Annotated in this window: 13 protein-coding genes and 1 pseudogene; 2 read left to right on the top strand and 12 right to left on the bottom strand. The window is 74.0% G+C overall.

The window, feature by feature from the left end; translation table 11 throughout:
- Positions 1-38: 38 nt before the first annotated feature.
- The 10 genes and pseudogenes from OG823_RS11845 to OG823_RS11890 form a co-directional block, all read right to left on the bottom strand.
- Entirely contained in the window at positions 39-278 is a 240-nt protein-coding gene (locus OG823_RS11845) for a hypothetical protein (RefSeq protein ID WP_079198072.1), read from the bottom strand.
- Complete coding sequence (gatA, locus tag OG823_RS11850) at positions 275-1768, bottom strand: Asp-tRNA(Asn)/Glu-tRNA(Gln) amidotransferase subunit GatA (protein WP_371479438.1); 1494 nt, start codon at positions 1766-1768, stop codon at positions 275-277. The genes OG823_RS11845 and gatA overlap by 4 nt, the downstream gene beginning before the upstream one ends.
- A gap of 4 nt (positions 1769-1772) precedes the next feature.
- Complete coding sequence (gatC, locus tag OG823_RS11855; RefSeq protein WP_073926050.1) at positions 1773-2069, bottom strand: Asp-tRNA(Asn)/Glu-tRNA(Gln) amidotransferase subunit GatC; 297 nt, start codon at positions 2067-2069, stop codon at positions 1773-1775.
- 223 nt (positions 2070-2292) lie between these two features.
- Positions 2293-4041, bottom strand: a pseudogene (locus tag OG823_RS11860) (putative bifunctional diguanylate cyclase/phosphodiesterase); the annotation flags it as partial.
- Positions 4042-4376: 335 nt separating this feature from the next.
- A complete protein-coding gene (ligA, locus tag OG823_RS11865) occupies positions 4377-6797 on the bottom strand; it encodes an NAD-dependent DNA ligase LigA (RefSeq protein ID WP_371479439.1) in 2421 nt (806 codons plus the stop codon).
- Between the two features lie 18 nt (positions 6798-6815).
- A complete protein-coding gene (locus tag OG823_RS11870) occupies positions 6816-7844 on the bottom strand; it encodes a methionine synthase (RefSeq protein WP_371479440.1) in 1029 nt (342 codons plus the stop codon).
- A gap of 185 nt (positions 7845-8029) precedes the next feature.
- On the bottom strand, positions 8030-8719 hold the full coding sequence (locus tag OG823_RS11875; protein WP_371479441.1) for an SDR family oxidoreductase: 690 nt from the start codon (positions 8717-8719) through the stop codon (positions 8030-8032).
- A 12-nt stretch (positions 8720-8731) separates the two neighbouring features.
- Entirely contained in the window at positions 8732-9259 is a 528-nt protein-coding gene (locus OG823_RS11880; protein ID WP_371479442.1) for a TIGR00730 family Rossman fold protein, read from the bottom strand.
- 70 nt (positions 9260-9329) lie between these two features.
- Positions 9330-10484 carry a tRNA 2-thiouridine(34) synthase MnmA gene (gene mnmA / locus OG823_RS11885; protein ID WP_371479443.1) on the bottom strand — a complete coding sequence of 385 codons (1155 nt, stop codon included), beginning with the start codon at positions 10482-10484 and terminating at the stop codon, positions 9330-9332.
- A gap of 116 nt (positions 10485-10600) precedes the next feature.
- Positions 10601-11785 (bottom strand): cysteine desulfurase family protein, encoded by a 1185-nt coding sequence (locus tag OG823_RS11890; RefSeq protein ID WP_371479444.1) that lies wholly within the window; start codon positions 11783-11785, stop codon positions 10601-10603.
- Between the two features lie 237 nt (positions 11786-12022).
- Between OG823_RS11890 and OG823_RS11895 the strand changes: the two genes are divergently transcribed.
- The gene (locus tag OG823_RS11895) at positions 12023-12859 is read left to right on the top strand and encodes an IclR family transcriptional regulator (protein ID WP_371479445.1); all 837 of its coding nucleotides are present in this window, start codon (positions 12023-12025) and stop codon (positions 12857-12859) included.
- Here OG823_RS11895 and OG823_RS11900 read toward each other — a convergent pair.
- The gene (locus OG823_RS11900; protein ID WP_371479446.1) at positions 12795-13454 is read right to left on the bottom strand and encodes a trimeric intracellular cation channel family protein; all 660 of its coding nucleotides are present in this window, start codon (positions 13452-13454) and stop codon (positions 12795-12797) included. The genes OG823_RS11895 and OG823_RS11900 overlap by 65 nt on opposite strands.
- A gap of 160 nt (positions 13455-13614) precedes the next feature.
- On the opposite strand from OG823_RS11900, the gene OG823_RS11905 reads away from it, so the two are divergent.
- On the top strand, positions 13615-13968 hold the full coding sequence (locus tag OG823_RS11905; protein ID WP_371479447.1) for a VOC family protein: 354 nt from the start codon (positions 13615-13617) through the stop codon (positions 13966-13968).
- Positions 13969-13992: 24 nt separating this feature from the next.
- On the opposite strand, the gene OG823_RS11910 is transcribed toward OG823_RS11905, so the two are convergent.
- Positions 13993-14442, bottom strand: a complete 450-nt coding sequence (locus OG823_RS11910; RefSeq protein ID WP_371479449.1) for an ATP-binding protein — start codon at positions 14440-14442, stop codon at positions 13993-13995.
- Between the last annotated feature and the right edge of the window lie 151 nt (positions 14443-14593).

Consider the following 14593-nt stretch of genomic DNA (forward strand, 5'->3'; position numbering starts at 1 on the left):
CGGCCCCCGGTGTTCGGGAGCCGGACCCGGGCGGGCTCTCAGCCCAGCAGTACGTCGTCGTCGCCGAGCTGCTTGAGCTCACGGATCAGCAGCGCGGCGCCGGTGACCAGGGCCAGCGCGCCGACCACGGCGTTGATCAGCTTCAGGTTGTCGTGCTCGTCCTGGGCCTTCCGGACGTCCTTCGCGATCGAGATCGCACCGAACGCCGTCGTCCCGAGGGAGAGCCAGAGACCGGGCTTCGAGTGCTTGAAGCCCTTGGCCTTCGCAATGCTGCTCACAGTGCCGGTGCCTCCTCCAGCAGGGTGTGACCCCACTTGTCGTTGAGCGCGGCCTCGACGGCGCCGCCCACGCGGTACAGGCGGTCGTCCGCCATCGCGGGTGCGATGATCTGCAGGCCGACCGGGAGATTGTCCTCCGGCGCGAGCCCGCAGGGCAGTGACATGGCCGAGTTGCCCGCCAGGTTGGAGGGGATCGTGCACAGGTCGGCCAGGTACATGGCCAGCGGGTCGTCGGCGCGCTCGCCGATCGGGAAGGCCGTGGTCGGCGTGGTCGGGGAGACCAGCACGTCCACGCCCGCGAAGGCCGCGTCGAAGTCGCGCGAGATGAGCGTGCGGACCTTCTGGGCCGAACCGTAGTAGGCGTCGTAGTAGCCCGAGGAGAGCGCGTACGTGCCCAGGATGATGCGGCGCTTCACCTCCGCGCCGAAGCCGGCCTCACGGGTGAGGGCGGTGACGTCCTCGGCGGAGCGGGTGCCGTCGTCGCCGACCCGCAGGCCGTAGCGCATGGCGTCGAAGCGGGCCAGGTTGGAGGAGGCCTCGCTCGGCGCGATCAGGTAGTACGCGGGCATCGCCAGCGTGAAGGACGGGCAGGAGACCTCGACGACCTCGGCGCCCAGCTCGCGCAGCAGCTCCACCGACTCCTCGAAGCGCTGCATCACGCCGGCCTGGTAGCCCTCGCCGGCGAACTCCTTGACCACGCCGATCCGCATGCCGCGCACGTCACGGCGCTTCGCGGCCTCGACCACGGCCGGCACCGGCGCGTTGATCGAGGTGGAGTCCAGCGGGTCGTACCCGGCGATGGCCTCGTGCAGCAGCGCGGTGTCGAGCACCGTACGGGCGCAGGGCCCGCCCTGGTCCAGCGAGGACGAGAAGGCGATCAGGCCGTAGCGGGAGACCGAGCCGTAGGTGGGCTTGACGCCGACCGTGCCGGTGACGGCGCCGGGCTGACGGATCGATCCGCCGGTGTCGGTGCCGATCGCGAGCGGCGCCTCGAAGGCGGCCAGCGCGGCGGCCGAACCGCCGCCGGAGCCGCCGGGGATGCGGGAGAGGTCCCAGGGGTTGCCGGTCGGGCCGTAGGCGCTGTTCTCGGTGGAGGACCCCATGGCGAACTCGTCCATGTTGGTCTTGCCGAGGATGACGACGCCGGCGTCCTTCAGACGGCCGGTCAGCGTCGCGTCGTAGGGCGGCAGCCAGCCTTCCAGGATCTTGGAGCCGGCCGTGGTCGGGATGCCCTTGGTGGTGAAGACGTCCTTGAGCGCGAGCGGGACGCCGGCCAGCGGGCCGAGCTCCTCGCCCTTGGCCCGCTTGGCGTCGACGGCGCGGGCCGCGCTCAGCGCGCCCTCGGTGTCGACGTGCAGGAAGGCGTTCACCTTCTTGTCGACGGCGTCGATCCGGTCCAGGTGGGCCTGGGCCACCTCGACGGCGCTGACGTCGCCCTTGGCGATCGCGGCGGCGGTCTCGGCGGCCGTGCGGCGGATGAGGTCGGTCATGGGATTAGTCCTCCCCCAGGATCTGCGGCACGCGGAAACGCTGCTCCTCGGCGGCCGGCGCACCGGCCAGGGCCTCGTCCGGGGTGAGCGAGGGGCGCACCTCGTCCGCGCGCATGACGTTGGTCAGCGGCAGCGGGTGGGAGGTCGGCGGGACGTCCTGTCCGGCGACCTCGGAAACGCGGGCGACCGCGCCGATGATCACGTCGAGCTGCTCGGCGAAGTGGTCCAGCTCTTCGGCCTGCAACTCCAGACGCGACAGCCGGGCGAGGTGGGCGACCTCCTCGCGCGTGATGCCAGGCATGCAGCGATCCTCAAGGTGAGTTCTGGTGAGCCGGGGCAGCGGCGAAGCGGCGCCCGGCCGGACGGGGCCCGGCGGCACCGCCGCCCGACCTACCCGTCCTCGTGGTCTGTGGCCCCATCCTAGGGGGCGCCGCCCGGGCGGCGGCCACGTGAATACGCCCGCGGGGCCCGCGGCGCCCCCGGCGGCAGGGCCCGGGGGGCGGGCGTCGCGGCCCGTCCCCGCCTCAGCGCTGCTCCCACCGGGGCGCGCTGGGCGCGGCCGGCTCGGCCTGGACGGCCTGCACCGGCGGAGCGGTCCGGGGCGCCGCGGCGGGGACGACGGACGGGACGACGGACGGCAGCCCGGCGGCCAGCGCCGGCGGCAGCACGGACGGCGGACCGGCGGTGAGGGCGCCGGGCCCGGACGCGGGCAGCGCGGGCGGCGTCATGCGCTCGACCGGCGGCGCGCCGATCCGGTGCACCTGCAACCAGGCGGTGGCCTGCTCGGCCGGCAGCGCGGCCGAGACCAGCCAGCCCTGGACCGCGTCCACCCCCATGGCGTGCAGCTGCTCCCAGGTCTCGTCGTCCTCGACGCCCTCGGCGACCACGGTCAGCCCCAGCGAGTGCGCCAGCTCGACCGAGCAGCGGACCACCGCCGCGTCGTGGTCGTCGGCGACCATCCGGGAGACGAAGGAGCGGTCGATCTTCAGTTCACCGACCGGCAGGCTGCGCAGCCGCACCAGCGAGGAGTAGCCGGTCCCGAAGTCGTCCAGCGACATCCCGACGCCGTAGTCGCGCAGCTCGGCGAGGGTGTCGGCGGCCCGGCGGGAGTCGTCCAGCAGGAGCCGCTCGGTGATCTCCAGTTGAAGGGCGTGGGCCGGCACGCCGTGCCGGACCAGGTGCCCGGCGACCCGTTGGGCGAAGCCGGGGTTGAGCACGTCGCGGGGCGAGACGTTGACCGCGACCTGGACCTGGAGGCCGTGCCGGCGCCAGAGCGCGAGCTGGCCGACCGCCGCCTCCAGCACGTAGTCGGTGAGCCGGGGCATCAGGCCGCTGGACTCGGCGAGCCCGACGAACTCGTCCGGCGAGACCCGCCCCTGCCCGGGCCGCTCCCAGCGCAGCAGTGCCTCCAGGCCGACCACCCGGCCGTCGAAGGCCACCTTCGGCTGGTAGTGCAGCTGCACCTCGCCGGTCTCCAGGGCCCGGCGCAGATCGCCGAGCAGCCCGATCCGGTACGGCGTGTCGGCGTCCTGGGCCTCGTCGTAGCACTCGACGCCGCTGCGGCCGCGTTGGGCGTGGCCCATCGCGACGTCCGCCCGGCGCAGCAGCGACTCCGCGTCCTGAGCGTGCTCCGGGTAGACGCAGACCCCGGCGCTGGCCTCCAGGACGAGCAGCAGGCCGTCGAGGCGGATCGGCGCGGCGAGCTCGGCGATCAGGGTCTTGGCGATCCGCTCCAGGGTGTCCGGGCAGCCGATGCCGGGCATCAGGACGGCGAACTCGTCACCGCCCATCCGGGCCACCACGGGCCGCTGGCCGTTCCGGGCGGCCGGTGCCAGGGCGGCGAACACGTCGTCCACCGACTCGCCGCCGTGGCCGCTGTGGGCGCCGGGGCGCAGCGCCCGGTGCAGGCGGCGGGCGATGTGCACCAGCAGGCGGTCGCCGGCCGTGTGCCCGAGGGTGTCGTTGAGCGAGCGGAACCGGTCGAGGTCGAGCAGGATCAGCCCGACGCTGTAGCCCTCGTCGTGGTCGGCGATCGCCTCCTGGGCCGCCAGCAGGAGCGCCTGACGGTTCGGCAGGTCGGTCAGCGGGTCGGTGAGCTGGTCGCGGGCGCGGTCCCGGGCGATCCGCCAGGCGGCGACCAGGACGGCCAGCGGCACCGCGAAGAGCGGGAGCAGCTCCGGTTCGTAGCGGTACACCAGGACGGCCAGCGGGATGAGTGGCGCGGCCCCGGCCAGCAAGACGCCGAGCAGCAGGACAGCTCCCGCCACCCCCTGCGGCGGGCGTGTGGGCGCGCCGCCGGTCCTACGATCCATAAGCCCTGTCCTCCGTTGGGCCCGCCCCGATTCAGGCCGCTTCACGGTGAGATGCCAAGCCGGCGCCGGAGGCCGCCCGGGCATGGCGTGACCCCAGCGGAGACCGGCTCAGCCGGCGCCCCCACCCCTGCTGACACTCTGTTGGGCACCAGGGTAAGCCGGGGCCAACCGGAAGGGCAGACTTTCGGGCAAGCGGGAATGTGCCACCGGTGTGCGCTCGGGCACAGTGGCACCACAGCCGCTCCCCGCGCCGCACCCGGCGATGACGCCGCATCACGGCGCGGACGGGCGGCCCGTCAGGTTTCGGGTGACTCCTCGGCCGGCTCCCCGGCGGGCGCGGCGGGCCCCTCCCCCTGCTCCTCGGCGGGCGCGGCGCCGGCCTTGGCGGGCTCGTCCGCGGCCCCGGCGGCCCCGGCAGCGGCCCCGGCGGGCTCCGTGACGGGCTCCGTGACGGGCTCCTCGACGGGCTCCTCGACGGGCGGCAGGCCGAGGTGCTCGCGGGCCGCCGCCGGGCCCTGCTCCAGCAGGACGGCGAAGCCGGCGTCGTCCAGCACCGGCAGTTTCAGCTGGACGGCCTTGTCGTACTTGGAGCCGGGGTTGTCGCCGGCCACCACGAAGTCGGTCTTCTTCGACACCGAACCGGTGACCTTGGCCCCACGCGAGGTCAGCGCCTCCTTGGCGCCGTCCCTGGTGTGGCCGGCCAGGGTGCCCGTGACGACGAGCGTCAGGCCCTCCAGCGGTCGGGGGCCCTCGTCCTCGGCGGCCTCCTCGGTGAACCTCACCCCGGCGGCCCGCCACTTCTCCAGGATCTCCCGGTGCCACTCCTCCTCATACCACTCCTTGATGGAGCGCGCGATGATCGGACCGACGCCCTCGGTGGCCGCCAGCTCCTCCTCGGTGGCGGCGAAGATCCGGTCCAGGTCGCGGAACTCGCGGGCCAGTGCCTCCGCCGAGACCGGCCCGACGTGGCGGATCGACAGGCCGTTGACGTAGCGCCAGAGCGGTCGGTCCTTGGCCCTGTCCAGGTTCTCCAGCAGCAGGGTGGCCGTCTTCTTCGGCTCGCCCTTGAGGTTGGCGAAGAAGGTCATGACCTTCTCCTTGCCGGTCTTGTCGTCCAGCTTCGGCATGCCGGACTTCTGGTCGCGGACCTTGACCTTGATCGGCAGGAGCTGGTCCAGCGTCAGGCCGAAGATGTCGCCCTCGTTCCCGACCGGCGGCCGGGCCGGCTCCAGCGGCTGGGTGAGCGCGGTCGCGGCGACGTAGCCGAGGCCGTCGATGTCGAGCGAGGAGCGGCCGCCGAGGAAGGCGATCCGCTCGCGGACCTGGGCCGGGCAGAACCGGGCGTTGGGGCAGCGCAGGTCGATGTCCCCCTCGGACATCGGGCGCAGTTCGGCGCCGCACTCGTGGCAGTGCGAGGGCATCACGAACTCCCGCTCGGTGCCGTCGCGGACGTCCTCCACCGGGCCGAGGATCTCGGGGATGACGTCCCCGGCCTTGCGCAGCACCACGGTGTCGCCGAGCAGCACGCCCTTGGCCTTGACCACCTGCTGGTTGTGCAGCGTCGCGTACTGGACCATCGAGCCGGCCACCTTGACCGGCTCGGCGAGCACCGCGAAGGGCGTCGCCCGGCCGGTGCGGCCGATGCCGATCTGGATGCTGGCCAGCTCGGCGGTGACCTCCTCCGGCGGGTACTTCCAGGCGATCGCCCAGCGCGGCGACTTGGAGGTGGCGCCGAGCCGGCCCTGCAGGGCGATCTCGTCCACCTTGACGACGACGCCGTCGATCTCGTGCTCGACGGAGTGCCGCTGCTCGCCGAACTGCTTGACGAAGGCGCGGACCTCCTCCAGCGTGGCGACCACCCGGTTGTGCCGCGCGGTGGGCAGGCCCCAGTCGTGCAGCAGCCGGTACGCGTGCGACTGGCAGTCGATGTCGAAGCCGACCCGGGCGCCGATGCCGTGCACCACCATATGCAGCGGGCGCGACGCCGTGACCAGCGGGTCCTTCATCCGCAGCGAGCCGGCGGCGGCGTTGCGCGGGTTCGCGAACAGCTTCAGCAGGGCGTGCGGGCGCTTGCCCTGCCCGGCGCGCTCCTCGTTCTCCAGGCGGCGGCGCTCGTTCTCGGCCGCGAAGGAGGCGTTGAGCTCGGCGAAGGCCTCGGTCGGCAGGTAGACCTCACCGCGGATCTCCACCAGCTCCGGGAGGTCGTCACCGTGGAGCCGGTGCGGGATCTCCTTGATCGTGCGGACGTTGGCGGTGATGTCCTCGCCGACCCGGCCGGTGCCGCGGGTGGCCGCCAGCACCAGCACGCCGTTCTCGTAGGTGAGGTTGACGGCCAGGCCGTCCACCTTGAGCTCGCAGAGGTAGTGGTACTCCAGGCCGTCCAGCTCGCGGGCGACGCGCTCGGCCCAGGCGGACAGCTCCTCGTCGTCCATCGCGTTGTCCAGGCTGAGCAGCCGCTCGCGGTGCTCGACCTTGGCGAAGCCGTCGGCGACCGCGCCGCCGACCTTCTGGGAGGGCGAGTCGGGGGTGACCAGCGCCGGGTGCCCGGCCTCCAGCGCCTCCAGCTCCCGCATCAGGGCGTCGAAGCCGGCGTCGCTGACGACCGGTGCGTCCTGCTCGTAGTACCGGACGCGGTGGCCCTCGATCTCGGCCGCCAGTGCGGCGTGCCGCTCGCGCACCTCCACCGGGATCTCCTCCCAGCCCTCGACAGCCGCCACCGTCCGCCTCCTACCGTCTCACTCCGGGTTGTCCACCAGACTCTGCGCCGCCTTCACGCTGAGTGACAGTGCCCTGCGCGCGTACTCCGGGCTCGCCCCGGCCAGCCCGCAGGTCGGCGTCACCAGCACCCGGCGGCCCAGCAGTTCCGGATCCAGCCCGAGCCTGCGCCACAACGTCCTGACACCCTGGACACTACCGGCAGGGTCCGACACTGCACCTGATTGAGCAGCTGGCCCGTCGGTGGAGGGCACCACACCGGCGAGGATCCGGGTGCCGGCCTCGACCGCCTCACCGAGGTCGTCGTCATCACGCTCCGTCAGGAGGGCGAAGTCCAGCGACACTCCGGCGACGCCGGCCCGACGCAGCAGCGGGATCGGCACGCCCGGCGCGCAGCAGTGCACCAGGACGGGGACGTCCAGCGCGGTGATCACGCTCCGCAGCACCTCCTCGGCGACCTGGCGGTCGACGGAGCGCAGCCGCTGGAAGCCGCTGGCGGTCTTCACGCCCCCGTTGAGGACGGCGGGCAGCGAGGGCTCGTCCAGCTGGAGGACCACCTGCGCGCCGGGGATCCGGCGCCGGACGTCCTCCAGATGACGGCGCAGGCCCTCGGTGAGCGAGGCGGCGATGCCGCGGCAGGCACCGGCGTCGCGCAGCGCCTTCTCCCCGTTCCTGGTCTCGATCGAGGCGGCCAGCGTCCAGGGCCCGACCGCCTGGATCTTCAGCGCGCCCTGGTGGCCCTGGGTGAACTCCTCCAGCGCGTCGAGGTCCTCGCCGAGCCAGGAGCGCGCCCGTCGGGTGTCGCGCCCGGGGCGGTCGGCGAAGCGCCAGCCGCTGGGCTCGGTCTGCGCGAACAGCTCGACCAGCAGCCCGGCGCCGCGCCCGATCATGTCGGCACCCGGTCCCCGCGCGGGCAGTTCGGGCAGGTACGGGAGGTGCTCCAGGGCGCCGACGGCGGTCCTGGCGGCCTCCCGCGCGTCGGTGCCGGGCATCGAGCCGACGCCGGTCGCGGCGCCGTGCAGGTCGGGGAAGGCGGTTTCGGTGCTCACCCGGCGAAGCCTACGGGCCTCACGGGGTCCGGTGCGCCGGGGCGCCGTCCGACGTCTCCGGCCGGGTTCCCGACGCCGGGCGTCCTCCCCCGGCCGTGGCGGTGGGCGCCGAGGCGCCGGTCCGACCCGAACGGTCGGAGCCGGCCTGCCCGCGTCGGACCCCGCCTGCCCGCGTCGGCCCCGGCCTACCTGCCCGGACGGACGGTGATCTCGGTGATCTCGGCGTCGCGCGGCAGGTCGAGGGCGGTCAGGACCGCCCTGGCCACCGACTCCGGGTCGATCCAGCGCTCGGGCTCGTACGGCGCGCCCTCCTGCTGGTGCACCCTGACCTGCATCATGGTCGCCGTCCGGCCGGGGTAGACCGAGGTGACCCGGACCCCGTTGGCGTGCTCCTCGGCGCGCAGCGCGTCGGCGAGCGCGCGCAGCCCGAACTTGCTGGCCGCGTAGCCGCCCCAGTTCGCGTCGGCCCGCAGGCCGGCGCCGGAGTTGACGAAGACGACGTGCCCGCGGACCAGCCGGACGGAGGGCAGCACCAGGCGGGTCAGCTCGGCCGGCGAGACCAGGTTGACGTTCAGCTGCTCCTGCCAGGCCTTGACCGGGAGATCGCCGATCTCCCCGAGCTGGACGACACCGGCGATGTGCAGCAGCGAGTCGATCTCGACCGGCAGCTCCTGCTGTCCGAGGATCCAGGACAGCTTGGCGGGGTCGGCGAGGTCCGCGACCAGGGTGTGCGCGCCGGGGAAGCGCTCGCGCAGTTCGGCGGCCCGGCGGGCGTTGCGGGCGAACAGCCAGAGGTTCTCGCCGCGCTCGGCGAGGCGCTCGGCCACGACGGCGCCGATGCCGGATCCCGCGCCGGTGATCAGGTGGTTTCCCATGGGCCAACCCTCTCAGGCTCGGGCTTCGAGGTGGGTGAAGACCTCGGCCGGATCGGCGGTGAAGGTGATCAGCTCGGCGAGCGGGCGGGGCAGGAAGCCCTCGCTGTCCATCCGCGCCAGCTGGGTGCGCAGGCCCTCGTAGAAGCCGTCGGAGTCGAGCACCACCACCGGCTTGTCGTGCAGGGCGTGCTTCTTGAGCTCCAGCACCTCGGTGACCTCGTCCAGCGTGCCGAGGCCGCCGACCAGGACGACCACGGCGTCCGCGCGCATCAGCAGCTGGGCCTTGCGCTCGGCCAGGTCGCGGGTGGTCACGAGCTCGTCGGCGCCCTGGTACGCCTTGTGGGCGAGCATGTCGACCGAGATGCCGACCAGCTTGCCGCCGGCCGCCTTCACCCGGTCGGCGAGCCGGCCCATCAGACCGGCGTGCGAGCCGCCCCAGACCAGGGTGTGGCCGCGCTCGCCGAGCAGTCGGGCGAACTCGTCGGCGGGGGCGGTGTAGTCGTCCAGGGAGTACGCGGAGCAGAAGACGCAGATATTCATGATGCTCCTGGTGTATCACGGGCGTCCGCGCCCGCTCGCCTCCGCCCCGGGCGGGGCCGGCCGGGGCCGGCTACGCGCTGACGGCCCGTCGCTCGGTGCTCGCGATGGTGGCCGAGCCGACCACCCGGGTCCCGTCGTACAGCACCACGGCCTGGCCGGGCGCGATGCCCCGGGCGGGGGTGTCCAGGTCGACCCGCAGCTCGCCGTCCACCAGCGCGGCGGTGACCGGCACCTCCTCGCCGTGGGCGCGCAGCTGGGCGGTGTACCGGCCCTCGACGACCGTCTCGGAGCCGCACCAGCGCGGGCGGACGGCGGTCAGTGACAGCACGTCCAGGCCCTCGGCCGGGCCGACCGTGACGGTGTTGTCGACCGGCGAGATGTCCAGGACGTAGCGCGGCTTGCCGTCCGCGGCGGGGCGGCCGATCCGCAGGCCCTTGCGCTGGCCGATGGTGAAGCCGTAGGCGCCGTCGTGCTCGCCGATCCGGTTGCCGTCGGTGTCGACGATGTCGCCGGCGGCGGTGCCGAGGTGCTTGGCCAGGAAGCCCTGGGTGTCGCCGTCGGCGATGAAGCAGATGTCGTGGCTGTCGGGCTTCTTGGCCACGGCCAGGCCCCGGCGCTCGGCCTCCTCGCGGATGACGTCCTTGGTGGTGTCGCCGAGCGGGAAGAGCGCGTGGGCGAGCTGGTCGGCGTCGAGCACGCCGAGGACGTAGCTCTGGTCCTTGGCGGGGTCGGCGGCGCGGTGCAACTGCCGCTCGCCGCCGGGCAGGTCGACGATCCGGGCGTAGTGGCCGGTGCAGACCGCGTCGAAGCCGAGCGCGATCGCCTTGTCCAGCAGGGCCGCGAACTTGATCTTCTCGTTGCAGCGCAGGCAGGGGTTGGGGGTGCGGCCGGCCGCGTACTCGGCGACGAAGTCGTCGATGACGTCCTCGCGGAAGCGCTCGGCGAGATCCCAGACGTAGAACGGGATGCCGATCACGTCGGCGGCCCGGCGGGCGTCGCGGGAGTCCTCGATGGTGCAGCAGCCGCGCGCGCCGGTCCGGAAGGACTGGGGGTTGGCCGAGAGCGCCAGGTGCACGCCGGTCACCTCGTGGCCGGCCTCGGCGGCGCGGGCGGCGGCGACGGCGGAGTCGACGCCGCCGGACATCGCGGCCAGAACGCGCAGGCGGCGTCCGCCCGTCGCGTCGGTCGGCTTCGGACCAGTGGGAGCACCCGGGAAGTCAGTCATGATGCGTCCAAGAGTACGTGGTCGCCCCCGGTGCCCCGCAGGAGATCGCCGGGCCGCGGGAGCGGCCGGGGTGCGCGGGGAGCCACGCCGGTGCGAGGCGGGGCGTCGGTCACGGCCTAGCGGCGGGCCGCCGCCGCCAGACCGGCGTTGCGCGAGCGCAGCACGGCCGGCTCGATCGCGGCGGCCAGCGCCGCGACGTCCGCCCCGGTCGAGGTGTGGCCGAACGAGAACCGCAGCGAGGCCCTGGCGAGCACCGGGTCGACGCCCATCGCCAGCAGGACGTGGCTGGGCTGCGGCACGCCCGCCGAGCAGGCCGAGCCGGTCGAGCACTCGATGCCCTGGGCGTCCAGCAGCATCAGCAGGGCGTCGCCCTCGCAGCCGGGGAAGGAGAAGTGCGCGTTGGCCGGCAGCCGGCCGGCGGCGGACGGGTCGCCGTTGAGCAGCGCGTCCGGGACGGCGCCGAGCACCACCGCGATCAGCTCGTCGCGCAGCGCGCAGAGCGCGGTGGCGTGCTCGGCCCGGCGCTCGACCGCGATCGCGGCGGCGGCGGCGAAGCCGGCGGCGGCCGGTGCGTCCAGGGTGCCGGAGCGGACGTCCCGCTCCTGGCCGCCACCGTGCAGCAGCGGCACCGGCGTCGCCCCGCGCGAGAGCAGCAGGGCGCCGATCCCGAACGGACCGCCGATCTTGTGGCCGGTGACGGTCAGCGCGGTCAGGCCCGACTCGGCGAAGGAGAGCGGCACCTGGCCGAGCGCCTGCACCGCGTCGGCGTGCATCGGGATGCCGTACTCGCTCGCCACGGCCGCGAGTTCGGCGACCGGCTGGATGGTGCCGACCTCGTTGTTGGCCCACATCACGGTGACCAGCGCGACCGAGCCCGGATCCGCCTCGATCGCCTCGCGCAGCGCCTCGGGGTGCACCCGGCCGTAGCGGTCCACCGGGAGGTACTCGACCCGGGCGCCCTCGTGCTCGGCGAGCCAGTCCACGGCGTCCAGCACCGCGTGGTGCTCCACCGGGCTGGCCAGCACCCTGGTCCGGGCCGGATCGGCGCCCCGGCGGGCCCAGTAGAGGCCCTTGACCGCGAGGTTGTCCGACTCGGTACCGCCGCCGGTGAGCACGATCTCGCTCGGCCGGGCGCCCAGCGCCTCCGCGAGCGACTCGCGGGACTCCTCGACCACCCGTCGGGCCCGGCGGCCCGCCGCGTGCAGGGAGGAGGCGTTGCCGACGACACCGAGGTGCGCCGTCATCGCGGCGATCGCCTCGGGCAGCATCGGCGTGGTCGCCGCATGGTCCAGGTATGGCATAACCCGTCGATTGTAGAGGGCGGCCGGGTCACGATTCGGCCATTGCACCCTCTGCAACGCGTCGTTAGCCTGGCGCCACACAACGGACCGGCCCGGAACAGGACCGGAACACGGGTGCCGCCACCACGGAGCCGCCCCGGACCCCACGACCCGCCGCCCGAGCACGCGGCCGGCCGCGGCCCCGGAGCGGCCCGGTGCGCCCGCCCGGTCCGACCCACCGGCGCTCAGGGGGGCTCCATGTCACAGTCGCTCGACCGGGCACTGACGGTCCTGGCCTCGCTCGGCGACGGCCCGGCCTCCCTCGAACAGGCCGCGAGTTCGATCGACGTGCACAAGTCCACCGCCCTGCGGCTGCTGCGCACGCTGGAGGCGCACGGCTTCGTCCACCGGCAGTCCGACCACCGCTACCGCCTGGGCGGACGGCTCTTCTCGCTCGCCCAGCAGGCCCTGGAGGAGGTCGACGTCCGCCAGGTCGCGGCGCCCTACCTGGCCTCCCTCAACGAGCGGTACGGCCACACCGTGCACCTCGCGGTGCTGGAGGACGGCGAGGTCGTCTACCTGGACAAGGTGGAGAGCCGCTACCCCGTCAGCCCCGGCTCCTGGCTCGGCTCCGCGTCCCGGATCGGCCGACGGGTGCCCGCCAACGCCACCGCCCTCGGCCGCGTGCTGCTCGCCGACCTGCCGCCGGAGCAGCTGGCCGCGCTGCCGACCGCCGCCACGGCGCCCGCCAGGGCGCCCCGTCGGCCCGGCTCCGCCGAGGCCCGCCGCACGGAGGAACTGCTCGGCGACCTGGCCGCCGTCAAGCGCCTCGGCTGGTCGATGGACAGCGGCGAGCATCAGGAGGCGGTCACCAGCATCGCCGCCCCGATCTCCGGCAGCGGCGGGCGGGCGGTCGCCGCCTGCGCGATCTCCGCCCCCGCCGACGTCGCCCCGGCGGCGGAGCTGACCCGGCTGCTGCCGGAGCTGCTCTGTACGGTCGAGGCGATCTCGCTGGCGTACGGCGGCTCCCCTACTCCTCGCTGGTGCGAGAACCGTTGCGGTGCCAAGCACGCGGCGCCCGCCAGCCGAACCTGAGCGCGAACATCCGCAGCATGAAGGCGGTCAGCGCCGCCGTCGTCCCGGTCGCCGCCGTCAGGTCGTCGAACGCGATCAGCACGGCGACCAGCGCGGAGCCGATCAGCGCGGGCACGGCGTAGATCTCGCGGTCCCAGCGCAGCAGCGAGGGGATCTCCTGCGCCAGCACGTCGCGCATCACACCGCCGCCCGCCGCGGTGACCATCCCGAGCGCGACCGAGGCCACCGAACCCAGCCCGTAGTCGTGCGCCTTCGCCGTACCGGTGACGCAGAACAGCCCGAGGCCGAGCGCGTCCAGGGTCTGCACGCTCCGGTTGATCCGCTCGACCTGCGGGTGCAGGAAGAACACCACCAGCCCGGCCGCCAGCGGCGTCGAGAAGTACCCGAGGTTGGTGAACGCCGCCACCGGCGTCGCCCCGATCACCAGGTCGCGCATCACCCCGCCGCCGAGCGCCGTCACCTCGGCGAGCACACAGATGCCGAAGATGTCCATGTTCTTGCGCACGGCGAGCAGGCCGCCGGACAGGGCGAAGACGAAGATGCCGACCAGGTCGAGGGTCTGCTGCACGTCGGCGGGGAAGATCTGCGAGGTCACCGGGCCAGTCTCCACCGCGCCGCCGGCCGGCCCCGCCACCGGCCGCCCGACGCGGCCCGCGGGCGGAACGGGCGGTCGCGGTCCCGGTCCCGGTCCGGCCGGTGGGCGCCGCCGGGGCGTCACCGTCCCGATCCGAGGCGCCGCGCGCTAGCGTGGGGACATGGCACTGGAGTGGGAGCAAGTCATCGTCGACGCGAACGACCCCGTCGCGCTGGGCCGTTGGTGGGCCGAGGCGCTCGGCTGGGTGGTGGTCGACGACTCGTCCGACGAGTTCGAGATCCGGCCCGCACCGGAGCGGCTGCCCGGCGTCCTCTTCGTCCGCGCGGTCGACCCGAGGGTGGTGAAGAACCGCCTGCACCTGGACTTCCGGCCCGACGGCGACCAGGCGGCCGAGGTGGAACGACTGCTCGCGCTCGGCGCCCGGCGCGCGGACATCGGCCAGGGCGAGCAGACCTGGACGGTGCTCGCCGACCCGGAGGGCAACGAGTTCTGCGTGCTGAGCGTCCGCCGCTGAGGACGCCCGGCGCCGGGGCTGCGCTCAGCCTCGGCCCAGATCGTCCAGCCGGAGCAGGAACCAGACCGCCTTGACGCCGCCCTCGGGCAGGTGCACGCCCCAGCTGTCGGCGAGCGCGTCCACCAGCGGCAGGCCCCGGCCGGACTCCGCGCAGAGGTTCTCGTCCGTGCTCACCCGGACCGGGAAGCCGGGCGCCCGGTCGGTCACCGTGACCAGCAGCAGTGGCCCGTACCGGGCGGCGTGGAACGCGGCGAACCGGCCGCCCGCGTGCGTCAGCGCGTTGGTCAGCAGCTCGGTGGCGAGAAGTTCCGCGGTGTGGACGGTGTCGGGGCCGAACCCGCGCAGCCCGCCGCGCAGCATCTCGCGGGCGAGCCGCCCCGGCAGATGGCTCGGGGACGGCCCGAAGTGCACGGCCCACACCGGCTTGCGGCGCTGGGCGGGGAGTTCGGCACGGGGGACGAGGACTGCGGACATGGCTGCTCCTCCACGAAGAGTGCGCTCGGGCGTTCGCCACCGTGGCCGGTCCGGGAGGCGCTGATGGAGAACGCGGCTCGTGCCGGGTGCACTGCGGGTTTACTGACGGTACGTCCGTGAGCGGATCACTACCGACGGTAGGACATGAGGT

Source organism: Kitasatospora sp. NBC_00315 (assembly GCF_041435095.1).
GTDB lineage: Bacteria > Actinomycetota > Actinomycetes > Streptomycetales > Streptomycetaceae > Kitasatospora.

Excerpts from the sequence above, each read along its gene's own strand:
- gatA (WP_371479438.1), bottom strand. The coding sequence starts at position 1,768 with ATGACCGACCTCATCCGCCGCACGGCCGCCGAGACCGCCGCCGCGATC.
- gatC (WP_073926050.1), bottom strand. The coding sequence starts at position 2,069 with ATGCCTGGCATCACGCGCGAGGAGGTCGCCCACCTCGCCCGGCTGTCG.
- OG823_RS11875 (WP_371479441.1), bottom strand. The coding sequence starts at position 8,719 with ATGGGAAACCACCTGATCACCGGCGCGGGATCCGGCATCGGCGCCGTC.
- OG823_RS11880 (WP_371479442.1), bottom strand. The coding sequence starts at position 9,259 with ATGAATATCTGCGTCTTCTGCTCCGCGTACTCCCTGGACGACTACACC.
- mnmA (WP_371479443.1), bottom strand. The coding sequence starts at position 10,484 with ATGACTGACTTCCCGGGTGCTCCCACTGGTCCGAAGCCGACCGACGCG.
- OG823_RS11890 (WP_371479444.1), bottom strand. The coding sequence starts at position 11,785 with ATGCCATACCTGGACCATGCGGCGACCACGCCGATGCTGCCCGAGGCG.
- OG823_RS11895 (WP_371479445.1), top strand. The coding sequence starts at position 12,023 with ATGTCACAGTCGCTCGACCGGGCACTGACGGTCCTGGCCTCGCTCGGC.
- OG823_RS11905 (WP_371479447.1), top strand. The coding sequence starts at position 13,615 with ATGGCACTGGAGTGGGAGCAAGTCATCGTCGACGCGAACGACCCCGTC.
- OG823_RS11910 (WP_371479449.1), bottom strand. The coding sequence starts at position 14,442 with ATGTCCGCAGTCCTCGTCCCCCGTGCCGAACTCCCCGCCCAGCGCCGC.